At 74.3% G+C, this 18,373-nt stretch carries 13 protein-coding genes; 4 read left to right on the top strand and 9 right to left on the bottom strand.

The window, feature by feature from the left end; translation table 11 throughout:
- Together recQ and CGE01nite_RS15345 are read left to right on the top strand one after the other, a co-directional pair.
- Positions 1 to 2,062: DNA helicase RecQ (recQ, locus tag CGE01nite_RS15340; RefSeq protein ID WP_371857596.1), on the top strand; the 2,062-nt coding region annotated here is incomplete at its 5' end.
- 156 nt (positions 2,063 to 2,218) lie between these two features.
- Positions 2,219 to 3,385, top strand: coding sequence for a lytic polysaccharide monooxygenase (locus CGE01nite_RS15345; RefSeq protein ID WP_141371613.1), 1,167 nt, complete (start codon positions 2,219 to 2,221; stop codon positions 3,383 to 3,385).
- A gap of 123 nt (positions 3,386 to 3,508) precedes the next feature.
- Here CGE01nite_RS15345 and CGE01nite_RS15350 read toward each other — a convergent pair whose 3' ends face one another.
- From CGE01nite_RS15350 to CGE01nite_RS15365, 4 genes are read right to left on the bottom strand one after another with little or no spacing between them, the layout of a single operon-like run.
- Entirely contained in the window at positions 3,509 to 4,105 is a 597-nt protein-coding gene (locus tag CGE01nite_RS15350) for a YdeI/OmpD-associated family protein (protein WP_141371614.1), read from the bottom strand.
- A 34-nt stretch (positions 4,106 to 4,139) separates the two neighbouring features.
- Positions 4,140 to 6,218: a hypothetical protein gene (locus CGE01nite_RS15355; protein ID WP_141371615.1), complete on the bottom strand. Its 2,079-nt coding sequence runs from the start codon at positions 6,216 to 6,218 to the stop codon at positions 4,140 to 4,142.
- Positions 6,215 to 8,083, bottom strand: coding sequence for an HSP90 family protein (locus tag CGE01nite_RS15360; protein WP_141371616.1), 1,869 nt, complete (start codon positions 8,081 to 8,083; stop codon positions 6,215 to 6,217). The genes CGE01nite_RS15355 and CGE01nite_RS15360 overlap by 4 nt, the downstream gene beginning before the upstream one ends.
- A 2-nt stretch (positions 8,084 to 8,085) precedes the next feature.
- Positions 8,086 to 8,577, bottom strand: a complete 492-nt coding sequence (locus tag CGE01nite_RS15365) for a type III secretion system chaperone family protein (protein ID WP_048342471.1) — start codon at positions 8,575 to 8,577, stop codon at positions 8,086 to 8,088.
- 235 nt (positions 8,578 to 8,812) lie between these two features.
- On the opposite strand from CGE01nite_RS15365, the gene nirB reads away from it, so the two are divergent.
- Entirely contained in the window at positions 8,813 to 11,719 is a 2,907-nt protein-coding gene (gene nirB, locus CGE01nite_RS15370) for a nitrite reductase large subunit NirB (protein WP_141371617.1), read from the top strand.
- Between the two features lie 26 nt (positions 11,720 to 11,745).
- On the opposite strand, the gene CGE01nite_RS15375 is transcribed toward nirB, so the two are convergent.
- Both CGE01nite_RS15375 and CGE01nite_RS15380 read right to left on the bottom strand, forming a co-directional pair.
- Positions 11,746 to 12,264 (bottom strand): GNAT family N-acetyltransferase, encoded by a 519-nt coding sequence (locus CGE01nite_RS15375; protein ID WP_229747501.1) that lies wholly within the window; start codon positions 12,262 to 12,264, stop codon positions 11,746 to 11,748.
- Between the two features lie 108 nt (positions 12,265 to 12,372).
- Complete coding sequence (locus CGE01nite_RS15380) at positions 12,373 to 12,834, bottom strand: tRNA (cytidine(34)-2'-O)-methyltransferase (RefSeq protein WP_048342472.1); 462 nt, start codon at positions 12,832 to 12,834, stop codon at positions 12,373 to 12,375.
- A 119-nt stretch (positions 12,835 to 12,953) separates the two neighbouring features.
- On the opposite strand from CGE01nite_RS15380, the gene CGE01nite_RS15385 reads away from it, so the two are divergent.
- Positions 12,954 to 14,069, top strand: coding sequence for a LacI family DNA-binding transcriptional regulator (locus CGE01nite_RS15385; protein ID WP_229747502.1), 1,116 nt, complete (start codon positions 12,954 to 12,956; stop codon positions 14,067 to 14,069).
- Positions 14,070 to 14,085: 16 nt separating this feature from the next.
- On the opposite strand, the gene CGE01nite_RS15390 is transcribed toward CGE01nite_RS15385, so the two are convergent.
- The 3 genes from CGE01nite_RS15390 to CGE01nite_RS15400 all read right to left on the bottom strand — a co-directional run bounded on the left by CGE01nite_RS15390 (position 14,086) and on the right by CGE01nite_RS15400 (position 18,059).
- Positions 14,086 to 14,652, bottom strand: a complete 567-nt coding sequence (locus tag CGE01nite_RS15390; RefSeq protein WP_229747503.1) for a gluconokinase — start codon at positions 14,650 to 14,652, stop codon at positions 14,086 to 14,088.
- An 86-nt stretch (positions 14,653 to 14,738) separates the two neighbouring features.
- Complete coding sequence (locus CGE01nite_RS15395; protein ID WP_229747504.1) at positions 14,739 to 16,523, bottom strand: ABC transporter ATP-binding protein; 1,785 nt, start codon at positions 16,521 to 16,523, stop codon at positions 14,739 to 14,741.
- A gap of 558 nt (positions 16,524 to 17,081) precedes the next feature.
- A complete protein-coding gene (locus CGE01nite_RS15400) occupies positions 17,082 to 18,059 on the bottom strand; it encodes a hypothetical protein (RefSeq protein WP_141371618.1) in 978 nt (325 codons plus the stop codon).
- Positions 18,060 to 18,373: the final 314 nt, after the last annotated feature.

The raw sequence follows: 18,373 nt of genomic DNA on the forward strand, positions 1-18,373 counted from the left end.
GGACGAGCCGTGGCCCGACGAGCCGCCGTTCGACCCGTTCTACGACGACGCCCCGCCCGACCTGGACGCCTGGTCGCACGGCGTGCCCCACGACGCGGGCTCCGACGAGCTCGCGGCGGCGGTCGCCGCGAGCGTCGGGAGCGTTCGTCGGACCGGTGCGCGTGCGCCGTCGCGAGGGGCCTCGGGACGCTCGTCGGCGGGCTCGTCGGACGCTCCCGTGCGGGCCGCGGCGGCGGCGACCGGGACGCCGCTCGAGGTGCTGCGGCGCGTGTGGGGGTACGACGAGTTCCGCGGGGACCAGGCGCAGATCATCGACGCGGTCGTCGGCGGCGGGGACGCGCTCGTGCTCATGCCGACCGGTGGCGGCAAGTCGCTGTGCTACCAGGTGCCCGCGCTCGTGCGCGAGGGCACGGGCGTCGTCGTCTCGCCGCTGATCGCGCTCATGCAGGACCAGGTGGACGCGCTGTCGGCGCTCGGCGTGCGGGCGGGATTCCTCAACTCGACGCAGCAGGCATGGCAGCGGCGCGAGGTCGAGGAGGCCTACCTCGCGGGCGAGCTCGACCTGCTGTACCTGGCACCCGAGCGCCTCAACGTGCCGGACACGATCGACCTGCTGGACAGCGGGACGGTCGCGCTGTTCGCGATCGACGAGGCGCACTGCGTGTCGCAGTGGGGCCACGACTTCCGGCCGGACTACCTGCGCCTGTCGATGCTGCACGAGCGCTGGCCCGACGTGCCGCGCATCGCCCTGACGGCCACCGCCACCGCCGCCACGCACCGGGAGATCGCGCAGCGCCTGCAGCTCGAGGACGCGCAGCACTTCGTCGCGAGCTTCGACCGGCCCAACATCCAGTACCGGATCGCCCCGAAGGACAACCCGCGCGCGCAGCTGCTCGAGCTGCTGCGCGCCGAGCACGACGGCGACTCCGGGATCGTCTACTGCCTGTCGCGCGCGTCGGTCGAGCAGACGGCCGAGTACCTCGTCGGGCAGGGCATCTCGGCGCTGCCGTACCACGCGGGTCTCGACCGGCAGGTGCGCGCGCACAACCAGGCGCGGTTCCTGCGGGAGGACGGGATCGTCATGGTCGCGACCATCGCGTTCGGCATGGGGATCGACAAGCCGGACGTCCGGTTCGTCGCGCACCTGGACCTGCCCAAGTCCGTCGAGGGCTACTACCAGGAGACGGGGCGTGCGGGGCGTGACGGGCTGCCGTCGACCGCCTGGATGGCGTACGGGCTCGCGGACGTGGTCCAGCTCCGGCGGCTCATCGACACGTCCGAGGGGGACGCCGCGCACAAGCGCCGTCTCACGCAGCATCTCGACGCGATGCTCGCGCTGTGCGAGACGGTGTCCTGCCGTCGCGTGCAGCTGCTCAACTACTTCGGCCAGTCGGCCGAGCCGTGCGGCAACTGCGACACGTGCCTGACCCCGCCGGTCACGTGGGACGGCACGGTCGCGGCGCAGAAGCTCCTGTCCACCGTCGTGCGCATGGCGCAGCGCGGCCAGCGGTACGGCGTCGGCCACGTGGTCGACGTGCTGCGCGGCAAGCGCACCCCGCGCGTCGCCCAGCTCCGGCACGACGAGCTGTCCACGTTCGGAGTCGGCGCGGACCTCTCGGACGCCGAGTGGCGCGGGGTCGTGCGCCAGCTGATCGCGGCCGAGCTGCTGGCCGTCGACACCGAGGGCTACGGCACGCTCCAGCTCGTCGAGGCGTCCGGCGACGTGCTCAAGGGCACGCGCACGGTGGCGATGCGGCGCGAGCCGGAGCGGACCCGACGACGGTCGTCGTCCGGCTCCTCCTCCGGCGGCTCGTCGACCTCGAAGGCCGCCGCAGACCTGGACGGCGACGCGCTCGAGCTGTTCGAGAAGCTGCGCGCGTGGCGCGCGGGTGCGGCCAAGGAGCAGGGCGTGCCGGCCTACGTGGTGTTCCACGACGCGACGCTGCGCGACATCGTGCTGCGCCGCCCGTCGTCGATCGAGGAGCTCGGCACCATCGGCGGCGTCGGCGCGACGAAGCTCGACCGCTACGGCGAGGGCGTGCTGGCGACGCTCGCCGGCTGAGGCACCGAACCCCGCAGCCCGCGTGTCGTTGCTGCCGGAAACGATTCGCCCGGTTGTCCACGTCGTCGTCCGGTCCGCAGCCTGGACGGACACCGCTCCCGCCGGTGTCCAGTCCTGCGGCGACGAAGCCGCGCAGATGAATCAGGGTGATCCGACATGACACGGCACCGCACCATCCTCCGGACCGGGCGAGGCCTCGCCGCGGTCGTCGTCACAGCGATAGCACTGGCCGTCGTCCCGAGCGCTGCGCAGGCGCACGGAGGTCTCACCGACCCCGCGACCCGCACGTGGGCCTGCTACCAGGACGGCCTGGCAGGTGGGGCCGCCGCCGGCGAGGCCGGCAACATGAAGCCCCGCAACGCCGCGTGCGTCAACGCCTTCACCAACGAGGGCAACTACTCGTTCTACAACTGGTACGGCAACCTGCTCGGCACGATCGCGGGCCGCCACGAGACCATCCCCGACGGCAAGCTGTGCGGGCCGGACGCGCGCTTCGCCTCGTACAACACGCCGTCGACCGCGTGGCCCACGACGAAGGTCTCGCCCGGTCAGCAGATGACCTTCAAGTACGCGGCCGTCGCGCGGCACCCCGGCTACTTCACGACGTGGATCACGAAGACCGGCTGGAACCCGAGCGAGCCGATCGGCTGGGACGACCTCGAGCCGGCGCCGTTCGACCGCGTGCTGAACCCGCCGCTGCGTGAGGGCGGCGTCGCCGGGCCCGAGTACTGGTGGAACGTCAACCTCCCGTCGAACAAGACGGGCAAGCACGTGCTGTTCAACATCTGGGAGCGCACGGACAGCCCCGAGTCGTTCTACAACTGCGTCGACGTCGACTTCGGCGGCGGCACCTCGACCCCGACGCCCACGCCCACCCCGACGCCGACTCCGACCCCCACGCCCACCCCGACGCCGACACCCACCCCGTCACCCACGCCGGCGCCCACCGGCACGCCGAACACCAGCCCGTCCCCCGTCGTGACCAGCACGCCGACGCCCGTCCCGGACGGTCAGTGCGAGATCGAGGTCGGCGTGGTCAGCTCCTGGCCCGGCGGCTTCCAGGGCAACGTCACCGTGTTCAACGGGACGATGCAGCCCGTCAACGGGTGGAACGTGACCTGGAAGTTCGGCAACGGCGAGACCGTGCAGCAGGCCTGGAACGCGGTGACCACGCAGTCCGGCAACACCGTCACGGCGAAGAACGTCGCCTGGAACGCGACGATCGCGCACCACAACGCGGTGTCGTTCGGCTTCATCGGCTCCGGCACGGCGGGCCCCGTGACCGCGGCGACGCTCAACGGCAGCACCTGCATCATCCGCTGACGCCCGGCCGCCCGACGAGGTCGGCAGTCCGCACCGAGATCGGCACTCCCCACTGCCGACCTCGCGCGGGACTGCCGACCTCGTCGGCGCGCCTGGGCGCGGCGGCGGGTCGCGTGGTCGGGCTCAGTCGGTGGGGCGGCGCTTCTGCGGGTACGGGGTGCGGCCCTCGGCGAGGTCGGCGACGAACGTCGCGATGCGCCGGGCCCGGGTCTCGGCCCGCTTGGCCTGACCGATCCGGTGCAGCACCGAGAAGCGGTTGGCGGACGTCAGGACGTCGAACCACGCCCGGGCGGCGGGCACTGCGTCGAGTGCCTGCGCCAGGTCGTCGGGCACCTCGATGCTCGCCGGGCCGCGGTAGGCGGCGTCCCACCGGCCGTCGGCCTGCGCGGCGGCGACCTGCGCGCGCCCCGCGTCGTGCATCCGACCGTCACGCTCGAGCTGCGCGACGCGTTCGACGTTGACCGCCGACCACACGCTGCGCGCGCGGCGCGGGGTCATGCGCTGGAAGCTGCTGTGCTCGTCGCGCCTCCGCCCCTGCCCGTCGATCCAGCCGAAGCACAGTGCCTCCTCGACGGCCTGCACATAGGTCAGCTCGGTGACGGTGCCGCCCTTCTTGTGCAGGACGAGCCACACCCCGGTCGGCTGGGCGTGGTGCTCGGCGAGCCAGGCGCGCCACGCGCGCGCGTCGGGGAGCAGCAGCTCAGGAAGGTCGTCAGCCACCCGCGTCATCCTGCCGTCCACCACCGACACCGCGTCACGTGGTGAGGGTGCGCAGGATCTCCTCGGCGCGGTCGTCGCGACCGGCAGCGCGCAGGGTGGCGACGAGGCTCGAGGCCGCCTCGGTGCGCTGGTTGCGTTGACGGGCGATGCCGAAGCCCTCGACGGCGGACTCGAGGTTCCAGAGCGCGTCGTCGACGTTGCCCAAGGAGTCGTGCAGCCGCCCCGCGAGCCAGAAGGCGTGGGCCGCGTCGGCCACCGCACCGGCTCCCGCGTAGGACTCGGCGGCACGCGCGGCCCTGTGCGCGGCCTGCGCCGCGTGGTCCGGCCCGCTCGAGGCGAGCACGCGGGCGGCGGTGTCGTCGAGGTCCGCGCGGGCACGGGCGCGCGCGGCGGCGACCCGACCCGCGAGCTCCGCGCCCGCCGCCTGCGCCGAGGCGTCCGCGCCGGCACCGGAGCCCGCACCGGCCTGCCCGGGGTCGTCGGCGCGCGGGGCCCCGCTCGCCGGGACGTCGGTCAGGTCCTCGAGCAGTCCGTCCGCGGCGGCGAGCACGGCGGCGGTCGTGCCGGTGGCGACCGCGATCGGGGCCCACGCGACGACGACCGGCACGATGTCCTGCGGCGGCAGCCCGCCGGCACGCATCCGTGCGACCGCGCCGGGGTACGCCGCTGCGGCGCCGTCCTCGTCGCCGACCTCCTGCGCGCAGCGTGCGGCCTCGGCGGTGGCGATGCCGGAGTCGGCGAGCCGGCCCTCGGCGGCGGCCTGCGCGGCGGTCTCCAGCCAGGCGGCGGCCGCGGCGACGAGGTCGCCGGAGCTCACCAGCCGCTCGGCACGCGCCGCGAGCGTCTCGGCTACGGCGGCCTCACCTGCACCGCTCGCACCGGTCCCGCCCGCGTCGCGTGCACGAACGTCGTGCTCACGGACGTCGTGCTCACGGACGTCGTGCGCCCGGACGTCGTCTGCGCGCGCGCCGCCCGCATGCTCGGAGGCGTCGGGAGCGGGGATCGCGTCGGGACGGATCACCGCGAGGTCCAGGGTCACGTCCGCGGGCCGGGTCGCGCGGGCCTCGGCGAGCCCGCGGGCGAACTGGTCGGTGCCGTTGCGGGCGTCGAACGCCGCGGCGAGCTCGGCCGCCTGCGCCACGGCCCACGCGTGCAGCGACGCGACGTCGGTGGCGGGCACGCCGTCGAGGGCGACGGGCGCCTCCGCGTGCGCGGGCAGGAGCGCGGCGGTGCCGGCGACGACGTAGCGCAGGAAGTAGTAGCGGTCACCGGGGGTGTCGGCCACGAGCAGGAGGTGCGCGTCCGCGGTGAGGGCGCGCAGCGCGCGCACCGGCTGGCCGCCGCGGGCCAGCAGCTCGAACCGCTGCCCGCGAGCGCCGGCCATGTCCGACTCGGCACCGGCGAGCGCGGCGATCGCCCGGCGGTGCGCGGACACGGCGGCCTCGGCCCGGCCTGCCTCGAGGTGCGCGAGCGCGAGGGTCGCGAGCATGTCGGCGGGCTCGGTCGCGCAGGTCACGCCCGCGTCGAGCGTCTGCTCGATGAGCCGGATGCCCGCGTCAACGTCGCCGCGTCCGATCAGGTACGACGCGCGGTCGCCGGGGTCGCACGCCTCGCACTGCGAGTACTCGTCGCGAGGGGTGCGCACCCACTCGTCGTACAGCGCGTCGGCGTCCGCGGTGCCGCGCGAGCGCGCCCAGGCGAACCGTTCACGGGCCACGGCGTCCCGCCCCAGCCCGGCGAGCAAATAGCGGCGCTCCATGTCCTCGAGCGTCGCCTCGATCTGCGCCGCAGGCACGTTCGGGAAGTCCGACAGGTGCCCGACCATCCACTTGAACGACCAGAACAGCCCGTGCGCATCGCTCTCGTCGAAGTGCTCCGGGTGCTCGTCGTACCAGCGCACGGCCTTGGTGAACGGCAGGTAGGCACGCTCGACCTCGCCGTTCCAGACGAGCGACTCGATCAGGACGAGCAGCGCGAACGCCCGCGCGCCGTCGGGACCCTCCGCCTCGACGAGGCGCACCTGCTGCTCGGCGGCCTGCGTGCGGGCCGCGCCGTACGGCATGTCCCGCACGCGGACGATCTCCCGGTTCGCGTCGTCCAGCGAGCGGCTCATACGTCCTCCTGCGTCTCGTCGCGGACCTGCTCGCCGGCCAGGCCGGCCTCGAGCAGGACGCTCATGGCGTCGTTCATCAGTGCGGCCTCGCGGGCGCGCAACGGTTCTCCGGCGAGCAGCACCGCGGTCACGTACAGCGAGCGCACGCCGGCCGCGAGCACGGGGTCGGCGGGGTCGGCGGCGAACAGGCGGCGCACCGTGGGGTTCGCGTCGTTCACGACGAGGCGGCGCGCGGGCGCCGGGGCGTCGCCGGCGAGCCCGGACAGCACCCCGCCCCACAGGTCGTCGTCCGCGGCGACGACCTGGCGCACCTCGCGCGCGTACTCGCCGTCGCGGTCCTGCAGGAGCACCGCGGGCACGTGCTGCGGTTCGAAGCTGCGCGCGACGAGCTCGCAGTCGAGCGGCTGCACCACGGCCTGCGCGGCGCGGAGCTGGTCGAGCACCTCGAGCTCGCGGTGCGGCTCGAGCGGGGTGAGCACCTGCGCGATGTCCCCGGCCGAGAGCTCGCGCGCGCGCCAGCCGGGCCGGCGCGCGAGCCGGGCGAGCAGCTCGCTGTCGTAGACGTAGCCCCCGTTGACGACCGTCATGCCGTGCGCACGCGCGACCGGCGCCACGCGCCGGAAGTCCTCGACGCGCGACGTGAACAGCACCTCGCCCTCCTCGCCGCGGACGTCGGCCAGGGTGCTCGCCCCGTCGGTCGTCTCGAAGGGCAGCACCTGCGCGACCAGGTCCAGCACCTCGTCGTCGACGAGCGCGAGCGAGCGCAGGGCCAGGTGGTGCGTCGCGACGACCTTGCGGCTGACGGCGGACGACGAGGAGAGCGTCGCTACCGCCCACGCGCGGACCTGCCCGGCGAGCACCTCCTGCGTCGCGAGCAGGGCGTCGTCGGTGTACAGCTGCTCGCGGGACGCGGTGGGTCGCAGGACCGTGGTGTCGACGACGCACCGCACGAAGAACGCCCACTCGGGCAGCAGGTCGTCGACGTGCGCGCCCAGGAGCATGCGCTTGAGGTACACGCGGTGCCGGCTCGCGGCGCCCGGTGGCACGGCCGTCGGCAGCACGAACGCCACCCCGGAGAGCCCCGCGAGCGGCACGTCGAGGTCGAGGTGCGCGAGCGGGGTGAACCCGAGCGTCCGCTCGCAGTAGGCCGTGAGCGCCGCGTCGCGGGCGGCCTCGTCGGCGTACTCGCCGCGCCACGGCAGGACCGGCTCGCTGACGCGCCGCCACGCGGTCCCCGAGCCGTCCGGCAGCGGGACCTCGACGGACACCTCGACGGGCAGCAGCGCGCCGAACTCCTGCGCGAGCGCGACGACCATGTCCGCGCCGAGCCAGTGCTCGGCGTCCCGGCGCGGCCGCAGCCGCACGGTGCTGCCCACGGCGACGTCCGCGTCGTGCGGCAGGACGGACAGGTCGTACCGGCCGTCGGAGTACCCGACCCAGCGCACGGGCGGCGCCTGCTCGTCGACCGCCGAGCGCGAGACGAGCTCGATCTGGTCCGCCACCATGAACGCCGACAGCAGCCCGATGCCGAACTGCCCGAGGAACTCCTCGCGGCCCAGGCCCAGGTCGAGGTCGCGCTTCGAGGACCGGCCGACGGTCGCCAGCAGCTCCTCCGCCTGCGCAGGGGTGAGCCCGATGCCGGTGTCCGTGACCTCGAGCGACCCGTCGTCGCCGGGGCGCAGCCGCACGGAGCCCGGCGCACCCTCGTCGTGGGCGCGCCGGGCCGTGATCGCGTCGACGCCGTTCTGCAGGAGCTCGCGCACGTAGACGCGCGGCCCCGAGTACAGGTGGCGGGCGAGCAGGTCGACGACGCCGCGCAGGTCGACCTGGAACGCCCGGCCCGCTGCGGTGGTCTCCTCGCTCACGCTCAGTCCCGCTCCTCCTGCTCGGCCTTCGCCGCCGCGGCCTGCTCCGGGTACTGCTCGTCGAGGTGCTCGAAGAGCTGCAGGCCCGTCGCGATGCTGCACGCGAGCTGCAGGTCGATCTGCTGGTCGGTCACGCCGTGCTCGTAGTCGACGGTGTGCTCGGCGTAGACGCCGACCTCGCCGTCCTCGTCGCGCACGTAGCCCTTGGGCCACAGGCGCGTGGCGTTCCACTCGTTGACGAGCCGGTTCAGGGCGTCGAGCTGGTCGCTGCCGACCTTGCGGTTCCAGCGGCCCCGCGCCTGCAGGTACTCGCCGTTCTGCCCCAGGACGAGGAAGTAGAAGACGTGCCCGTCCCAGTACCCGCCGATGTCCCCGTCGTCGTCCACTCCGTAGTTCAGGCCGCGCGCGTCGAGGCACGCGGCGACGCGGTCGCGGCTGAGCGGCTCGAGCACGGACGGCTCCGGCGCGGACGTGTCCTTGGTGAAGAAACCCATGATCTCCCTCGTCGTCTGGTGAGGCGGGGCGGTCCGACCACGACCCTGCCCCGGGCCCGACTGTCGAGCCTAGACAGTGCACCTGCAGCGCACGGGCGGTTTGGGCACTCGGATCTGCCCCGGGCGCACCGACCACGCCGCACGCCGGACCTCACGCGAGCGCCTCGCCGGGTGTGAGGTTGCGTGGGCCGTACGGCCCGATAGGCACGGCGTGCGCCGTTGAAAACTGGCAGCCATGAGGGAGCAGCGCAGTCCGGGTCGCGTGGTCGTCGTCGGTGCGGGCATGGTGGCGCACCGGTTCGCGGAGCAGCTCGTCGCTCGTGAGGGCGACTGGCACCTGACCGTGATCGGCGACGAGCCGTACGCCCCCTACGACCGCGTCCACCTGTCGGACGCCATCACGGGCGCCACGACGGCCGACCTGACGCTCGACCCCTCGGTGTGGGACGACGAGCGCGTCGAGCTCGTCACGGGCGACGCGGTCCAGACGCTCGACCGCGACGCCCGCACGGTCACCACTCGCTCGGGCCGGGTGCTCGAGTACGACGACCTCGTGCTCGCCACAGGCTCGTGGGCGTGGGTCCCGCGCACCGAGGGCGCCGACCTCCCCGGCGTCCTGGCCTACCGCACGCTCGACGACATCACGCGGATCAAGGACTGGGTCGCGGACCGTGAGCGGGCGCTCGGCCGGACCGTGCGCGGTGCGGTGGTCGGCGGTGGCGTACTCGGTCTCGAGGCCGCCGCGGCGCTGCAGAACCTGGGCGCGACGGCGACGGTCGTGGAGTTCGCGGACCGCCTCATGGCCGTCCAGCTCGACGCGGGCGGCGGCGAGGCGCTCCGCGTGCTCGTCGCGGACAGGGGCATGGACGTGCGGACGACGACGGCCGCGACCCGGGTGCTGCCCGGCGACGACGGCGCCGTCGCCGGGCTCGAGCTGTCGAGCGGCGAGCACCTCGACGTCGACGTCGTCATCTTCTCGACCGGCATCCGGCCGCGCGACCGCCTCGCGCGCGAGTCGGGGCTGGGCATCGGCGAGCGCGGCGGCGTGCTCGTCGGCCCGACGTGCCGCTCGTCGGACCCGCGGATCTGGGCGATCGGCGAGTGCGCCTCGCACGACAACGAGTGCGCGGGGCTCGTCGCGCCCGGCAACGCGATGGCCGACGTCGTCGTCAGCCAGCTCTTCGGCGGCCCGCGGACGTACACGCGCGCACCGGACGGCACCAAGCTCAAGGGCGTCGGCGTCGAGGCCGCGAGCTTCGGCGACGTGCTGGCGCTGACCCCCGGCGCGCTCGAGGTCACGTTCGCGGACCCCGTCGCGCGGACGTACCGCAAGCTCGTCGTGTCCGACGACGCGCGCACCCTGCTCGGCGGCGTGTTCGTCGGGGACATCGCGCTGTACTCGTCACTGCGGCCGCTGCTGGGCCGCCCGCTGGGCGCGGACCCCTCCGCGTTCCTCGCCCCCGAGGGCGGCGGCGCACCCGTGTCCGCGGACCTGCCCGACGACGTCGTCGTCTGCTCGTGCGCGAACGTCACCGCAGGCACGATCCGCGGCGCGGTCACCGAGCACGGCTGCCAGAGCGTCGGCGAGGTCAAGACCTGCACCAAGGCGGGCACGGTGTGCGGGTCGTGCGTGCCGCTGCTGACGAAGATCGTCAACGTCTCGCTCGAGCAGGCCGGTGTCGCAGTCTCGAACGCGATGTGCGAGCACTTCGCGATGTCCCGCGCCGAGCTGTTCGCGCTGGTCCGCACGGGCACCGAGCGGACGTTCTCGCAGATCGTCGCCACGCACGGCACGGGCCGCGGGTGCGCGATCTGCCGGCCCGTCGTCGCGTCCATCCTGTCCTCGCTCGGGGTCGGGCACGTGCTGCAGCCCGACCAGGCCTCGCTGCAGGACACCAACGACCACCTGCTCGCCAACCTGCAGAAGGACGGCACGTACTCGGTGGTGCCGCGCATGCCCGGCGGAGAGGTCACGCCCGACAAGCTGCTCGCGTTCGCGCAGATCGCCGCCGACTTCGGCCTGTTCACGCGCGTCACCGGCGCACAGCGGCTCGGGATGTTCGGCGCGCGCCAGGACCAGCTGCCCGCGATCTGGCGTCGGCTCGTCGACGCCGGGTTCGAGTCCGGGCAGGCCTACGGCAAGTCGCTGCGCGCGGTGAAGACGTGCGTGGGCTCGACGTGGTGCCGGTTCGGCGTGCAGGACTCGTCGTCCATGGCCGTGCGGCTCGAGCTGCGCTACCGGGGCCTGCGCTCGCCGCACAAGTTCAAGGTCGGGGTGTCCGGGTGCGCCCGCGAGTGCGCCGAGGCGCGCGGCAAGGACGTCGGCGTGATCGCGACCGCCGCAGGCTGGAACGTGTACGTCGGCGGCAACGGCGGCTTCACGCCCCGGCACGCCGAGCTGCTGGCCGAGGACCTCGACGCCGACACGCTCGTGCGGGTCATCGACCGGTTCCTCGCTCTCTACATCCGCTCGGCCGACCGCCTCCAGCGCACCGCGCCCTGGGTCGCCGACTTCCCCGGCGGGCTCGCCGAGCTGCGGGCGATCCTCGTCGACGACCGCGACGGCATCGGCGCCGAGCTCGAGGCCGAGGTCGAGCGGCACGTCGAGGGCTACGTCGACGAGTGGCGCGCGACGCTCGACGACCCGGCCAAGCTCGCCGCGTTCACTCCGTACCTCAACGCCCCGTCGTCGACCGACCCGGACCTCGCCTACGAGGAGCGTCGCGGCCAGCCGGTCCCCGTGGCGTTGTCCGCCGGCCCGATGAGCACCGGCGCCGGCTCGTCCACCGGCACGACGAGCGTGCCCGCGTCGTCGTCGGCCGTCGTCTGCCGGCTCGCGGACCTCACGCCCGAGCGCGGGGCCGGCGCCCTGCTCGACGGCGTCCCCGTCGCGCTGTTCCGCCTCGCCGACGACCGCGTGCTGGCCGTCCAGCAGCGCGACCCGTTCTCCGGCGCCAACGTGCTGTCCCGCGGCCTCGTGGGCGACCGCGCGGGCCGGCCGACCATCACCTCGCCCATGCACAAGCAGGTCTGGGACCTGGAGACCGGCGAGTGCCTCGACCCGGTCGGCAAGGACCCGCAGCCGCTGCGCACGTTCGACGCCCGCGTCGACGCCGAGGGCGCGGTCCTGCTCACCACCTGACGTCCGCTCGCGGGCGTGCGGCCCGGTCAGCGCGTGATGCGCCAGACCAGCTCGTGACCGTGCGGCTCGGTGAAGCCGAGCTGCTCGTACAGCGCCCGGCCGTGCTCGGTCGCGGACAGCCCGACGCGCGTCACCTCGCTCTCGTCGTGGAACCACCGCATGACGGCGGCGACGCACGCCCGCGCGTAGCCGCGACGACGCGCGTCGGGCTCGGTCGACACGTTGAACACGTGACCGCGCCGGCCCGACGGGTTCCACGGCTCGGGCGCGTGCGCGTGGAAGTCGCCGACCGCGCACGCGACGGGCCCGACCGTCCCGTCCTCGAGCTCGCCGTCGACGACGAACGCCACGACGAGGGTCGGCTCCGACAGCCGCTCCCGGAACCACCGCGTGCACGTGACCTGCCACTGCGGCTCGTCGAGCCCGTCGACACCCATCGCTGCGAGCATCCGGCTGCGCAGCCGGGTCAGCGCGGCAGCGTCCTCGACCCCGGCGCGCCGGACGGCGGGTGCGGTGCGGAACGTCGTCACGAGGTCGTCAGCCACGGCCGCGTCGCGGCGTGCGCGCACGAGTACACGGGCGGGTGAGCATGCGTCGTCCTCTCGTCGGGAAGCCGCGTGCACGGTATCCGACGCCGCGGGGCACGTCCCGCGTCAGGCGCCGCCCGGGAACCCCAGCTGGCGCCACGCCTCGTAGGTGGCGACGGACGCGGCGTTCGTCAGGTTCATGGAGCGGCGGCCGACGAGCATGGGGATGCGCAGCTGGTCCACCACGCGCGGGTGGGCGAGCACCTCGGGCGGCAGGCCCGTGGGCTCCGGGCCGAAGAGCAGGACGTCGTCGTCGCGGTACTCGATGTCCGTGTACCAGCGCGCGGCGGTGGTCGTGAACGCGAGCACCCGGCCCGGGACCGCGGCGAGCATCGAGTCCAGGTCCGGGTGCACGACGACGTGCGCGAGGTCGTGGTAGTCGAGCCCCGCCCGACGCAGCTTCGCCTCGCTCAGGTCGAAGCCGAGCGGCTCCACGAGGTGCAGGGTCGAGCCGGTGCCTGCGGCCAGGCGGATGGCGCTGCCGGTATTGCCCGGGATGCGCGGTTCGAAGTAGACCAGATGGAGCACGCGCCCATCCTCGCAGGCAGGGCGGCGGCTCCCGTTGCGCGGTCTTCGCGCCGCGCCGCACAGCCGAGCGTGTGGCGTACCCGGCGGTGCTACGGTCGCCCCGGACACAGGAGGAACACATGACGACGACCGGGCACGACGGCGCGTCCGGCGACGTGGACGTCGCCACGCCCGCGCACGGCACGACCGTCGCGACCGACCCGACCGAGCCGCACGGCGAGGGCGGACGCGGTTCGCAGACCACCATCGCCGCGATCGCGGCCGAGGCGGGCGTGTCCGTGCCGACGGTCTCCAAGGTGCTCAACGGACGGGCCGACGTGGCCGCGTCGACGCGTGCCCGGGTCGAGGAGGTCATCGAACGGCACGGCTACCGTCGCAGGCGCTCGTCGTCCGGCACGGGGTCCGGCCTCATCGAGCTCGTCTTCCACGAGCTCGACTCGCCGTGGGCGCTGCAGATCATCAAGGGCGTCGAGACCGTCGCCGGCCCGGCGCGCGTCGGGGTCGTGCTGTCCGAGCTCGGTGGCGAGCACCGGCCCCCGCAGGAGTGGCTGGACGACGTGCTCGCCCGCCGCCCGCGCGGCGTGATCTTCGTGCTGTCCGAGCTCGACGCCGCCCAGCAGGCGCAGCTCAAGAGCCGCTCCATCCCGTTCGTCGTGGTCGACACCGCGGGCGAGCAGCCCGCGGGAGTCCCGGTCGTCGGGTCGCAGAACTGGGCCGGCGGCCTCGCCGCGACCCGTCACCTCCTCCAGCTCGGCCACCGGCGCATCGGCGTGGTCTCCGGGCCGCGCGACGTGCTGTGCTCGCGCGCCCGGGTCGACGGCTACCGCTCCGCGCTCGACGAGGCCGGGTTGTCGTACGACGCCGGCCTCGTGCGGTGGGGCAACTTCTTCGTCGACGGCGGGTACGAGCACGGGCACGAGCTGCTCAGCCGCCCCGACCGTCCGACGGCGATCTTCGCGGGCGCCGACTTCCAGGCGCTCGGCGTGATCCGCGCGGCCCGCGAGCTGGGTCTGCGGGTCCCCGAGGACGTGTCGGTCGTCGGCTACGACGACCTCCCCGTCACCGAGTGGGTCCAGCCGGGTCTGACGACCGTGCGCCAGCCCCTCGCGGACATGGCGGCGACCGCCGCGCGCATGCTGCTGGAGATCGCCGGTGGTGCGCGGCCCGCGAACCTGCGCATCGACCTCGCGACCGAGCTCGTGGTCCGCAGCAGCACGGCCGCGCCGTCCGCCTGACGACGACGAACGCGCCTCAGTCCGGGGCGTGACCGTCGTCGAGCCCGCGCCCGCTGGCGAGCCCTCCGTCGGTGCCCGCAGCGCCTTCGAGCCCGAGCGCGACGAGCGCCTGCTCGACGACCTCCTCGGGCGGCGCACCGATCGGGACGACGACACCGGGCTCGTCGTCCCGCAGCGGTTCGAGAGTCGCGAGCTGGGACGGGAGCAGCGTGGGCGGCATGAAGTGGCCGGTGCGCTGCGCGATGCGGGCGCCGATCAGCTCCGGGTCGCCCTCGAGGTGCACGAACCGCACGTCGCCTGCGGCGCTCGCCAGCACGTCGCGGTAGGCCCGCCGCAGCGCGGAGCACGTGACCACCGTGCTGCGGCCCGCGGCGTCGGCCTCGCTCACCCACTGCGCGATCGTCGCGAGCCACGGCGCACGGTCGTCGTCGTCGAGCGGGGTCCCGGCGGCCATCTTCGCGACGTTGGCGGGCGGGTGGAAGTCGTCGGCCTCGGCGAACGTCCAGCCCAGGCGCTGCGCGAGCAGCACCGCGACCGTCGTCTTGCCCGAGCCCGCGACGCCCATCACGATCAGGTGCTGCACCCTCGTCCTCCGCTCGTGGTCCAGACGCGAGCGTTCCACACCGCACGCGCGGCCCTCCACCCGGCCCGCGGGCGTCGCGCCACCCGTCAGTGCTCGACGAGCTGCGTGCGCGCAAGCTGCCGGTAGAGCATCGACGTCCGCAGCAGCTCCTCGTGCGTCCCCTGGGCGACGAGCCGGCCGCGGTCCATCACGAGGATCACGTCGGAGTCGACCACGGTCGAGAGCCGGTGGGCGACGACGACGAGCGTGCACCCGGCCGACACCCGGTCGATCAGGTCCCGCACACGGGCCTCGTTGAGGCCGTCGAGGTGCGACGTCGACTCGTCGAGCAGCAGCGTCGTGGGACGCGCGAGCAGGGCACGCGCGAGCGCGAGGCGCTGCCGCTCGCCGCCGGAGAGCATGACGCCGCCTTCACCGACCTCGGCGTCGAGCCCCGCCGGAGAGCGGTCGAGCACGTCGAGGAGGTTGACGTCCGCGAGCGCGGTGCGGCACTCGTCGTCGCTCGCCGGGACGGCCAGCGTGAGGTTGTCGCGCAACGTGCCGGCCAGCGCGGGCGCGTCCTGCTCGACGTACCCGACTCCGGCGCGCACCTGCGACCGCGTGCGCTCACGCACGTCCTGCCCGTCCACCCTGACGATCCCGGCGACCGGGTCGTAGAGCCGGACGATGATGTTCAGCAGCGTGCTCTTGCCGGCGCCCGAGGGCCCCACGACCGCGACCCGCTGCCCGCGGCGGATCGCGAACGTGAGGCGGTCGAGCACCGCCGGGCCGTCGTCGTAGCGGAACGAGACGTTGTCGAGCACGAGCGCGAGCTCCGGGTTGGGGCGCGCACCCGAGAACGCGAGCCGGGTCGCGCCCTCGTCCTCCTGCGGCACGTCGAGCACCTCACCGATCCGCGTGAGCCCGCCGAGCGCCTCGCCGACCGCACCGACCGTCCCGACGATCCTGCTCAGCGGCATGATCAGCAGGAACAGGTACAGGATGAACTGCACGAGCTCGGCGACCGTGAGGTTCCCCGTCGCGACCCGCCAGCCCCCGAGCCCGAGCACGGCCAGGAAGCACACCTGCGTCGCGATGCTCGACAGCGGCGAGACGAGCGCCGTCACCCACGCGACGTCCAGACCGACCTTCCACGCCTTGTCCACACGGCGCACGACGCGCGCGGTCTCGATCTCCGTGGCGTTCGCGGCCCGGACCGTGCGCACGCTCCGCAGCGCGCGGTCGGTCGCGCTGCCGAGCTCGCCCACGGCCCGCTGCAGCCCGTGGCTCGACCGCTCGAGCTGCTGCGTGACGGCCGCGACGCACGCGACCGCGACGAGCGCGACGGCGAACGCGACGAGGAGCAGCATCGGGTCGAGCAGCAGCATCGCGATCATCGCGCCGAGGAGCGTGAACACCCCGGCGATGCTCTCGACGAAGCCCTGCGTCAGCGCGGTGCGCACCACGTTGGTGTCGTTGCCGACCCGCGCGACGAGATCGCCGGTGCGCCGACGGTCGATCTCGGCGACGGGCAGCCGCAGCAGGTGCGTGACCAGGTCACGCCGTGCCGAGCGGACCGCGCCCTCCGCGGTGCGCTGCACCAGGTAGTGCTGGATGCCGCTGAGCACCCCGCCGCAGATCACGACCGCGACGAGCACCCAGGGCAGGCGCCCGACGGGCTCGTCGGCCGCGACGCGCTCGAGGGCGCGGCCCACGAGCGCGGGCTGCGCGAGGGTCGTCAGGGCCGTCGCGGCGCCGAGCCCGAGCACGACGCCGACGAAGCCGCGCTGCACCCCGACGAACCGGAACAGGTCCATCACGGTCGCCCGGCGGCTCGCCGCGACCGGCTCCGCGGGCGCGTCGACGCGGCGGTCGTCCTGCAGCGCGGTCACGCCGTCCCGCCCTCGTGCGCAGACCGCGTGACGAGCCGTGCGCACCCGTCGTCGGCCATTGTTCGGGGCCAGAACAAAGCGCGGAGGGCTTGGTTCGGACGGCGCGGAACGTGACCGCCGGACAGGGCGAAGAAAGGCATGTGGAGTATTCCCAGAATCGGATCGAGATCGCTATTAGTGCGCGTCACGGGCGAAGGTGCCGCGAGACGCCGCGCCACACTCGACGAGCGCCCGTCACCCGAGACGATCCGCCGCACCGCCACCACCCGTCGCCGTCCATCTGCACAGGTCAGCGCGGACGACGATGAGGACGGCCCGACCGCCGGGCGCGTCCTGCAGTACGGGGACGTGCTCTCGCCGACGAGCGCAGCACGAACGCTAGAGGTTCGGACATATCGGGTCAACGCCAGCGCTGCCCCCGTGAGACAGCGGTTGCTCCGACGTGGCGGAATCGGCGCACAAATGGCTCCCGCGCACACAATGGACACGTGTCAAGGTGGACGCGCGTCCATCTACATGCGTTCCAGCACCCGCCGGTACCCGGCACACCCCCGTCGCTCAGGAGTCGGGCCACCCGCACGCCGTGCCGATGAACCGGTGGACCGCCCCGCGCAGCTCGTCGCTCGGAGTCAGGAAGAACACCGGCAGATCGCCGCCGGCGACGCGCGTCCGGATCCCCAGGAACACCCCGCGCTTGTCCTCGGCGACCGCGTGCGGGTCGCAGCGCGCCGGCTCGAACGTCAGCGTCACCTCAGCCGGCCCGTCCGACGAGTCGAGCTGCACCGGCCACGAGGGCGCTCCACCCAACGGCGTGAGGAGCACCGTCCCGTCGACCTGGAGCACCTGCACGCGCGGCCCGGACGGCACGGGGTCGAGCCGGAGCGTCACCGAGCCGACCGTGCGCCCGTCGACCTCGCCGAGCTCGACCGTGTCGCTCAGCGTCAGCCGCGCACCGCTCCCGACCGTCGCCGCGGCGCAGTCCTCGCCGTGGATGCGCGCGAGCAGCCCGTTCGGGTCGCCCGGCACCCCGCGCCACGTCCCCGTCCGCCCGGCGTCGTCGACCACGTCGAGCTCGACGAGCGCCGAGGCGTCGCCCCCCTCGGAGCTGCTGGCGGCTCCGTCGGGTGAGCCGGGAACCGCACCGCGCGTGCCGACCTCGCGCCTCGGCTCGTCGGTGCAGCGCGCCGCCCCGAGCGCCACGGACAGGTCGCGGTCCACCCCGTCACGCACAGGGCGCGGGCGCGCGCTGACCGCGACCCCCTGCGCGCCGGGCGTGGTCAGTCGCGCCTCGGTCACGGTGACGTCGACGCCCGACTCGTTCGCGACCCGCACCTGCACGACGCGGCGCTCCCAGTCCAGCCGCGCCTGGGCGAGCTCGACGTCGAGCCCCGCGAGCACCGGCTGCGGCAGGCGGGGGGTCGGCGACGTCGTCTCGACGGCAGGGTCGGGCGGTACCGCGAGCCCACCGCACCCCGCCCCGAGCCCGACGAGCCCGACGATCGCGCCGACCCCTCCCAGCCTGACGAGCCGGCGCACTGCACCCCACCCGCGCCCACGCCCACGCCGAGTGGCGACCGCCCGCCGCCGGGCTGTCGAGGGCGACGCCACCTCCGGCACCTGCACGCCCCGATCCTGCGCCACCCCCGCCCCCACGTCGACCCCCACGACCCAGCACCCACTCCGGCCAACCCACCCCCAACCCGGAGCACACGCAGGCTCGCCCACCACCCCCACCCCGACCCAGCGCCCACTCCGGCCAACCCGCCCCTAGGCCGGAGCAGGTGCTGGGTGGTGGGCGTGTCAGGGGTGGAGACGCGGCGAGGGCCGGGACCGTCGTGGTCCCGGCCCTC

It is taken from the genome of Cellulomonas gelida (genome assembly GCF_006538725.1).
Classification (GTDB): domain Bacteria; phylum Actinomycetota; class Actinomycetes; order Actinomycetales; family Cellulomonadaceae; genus Cellulomonas; species Cellulomonas gelida.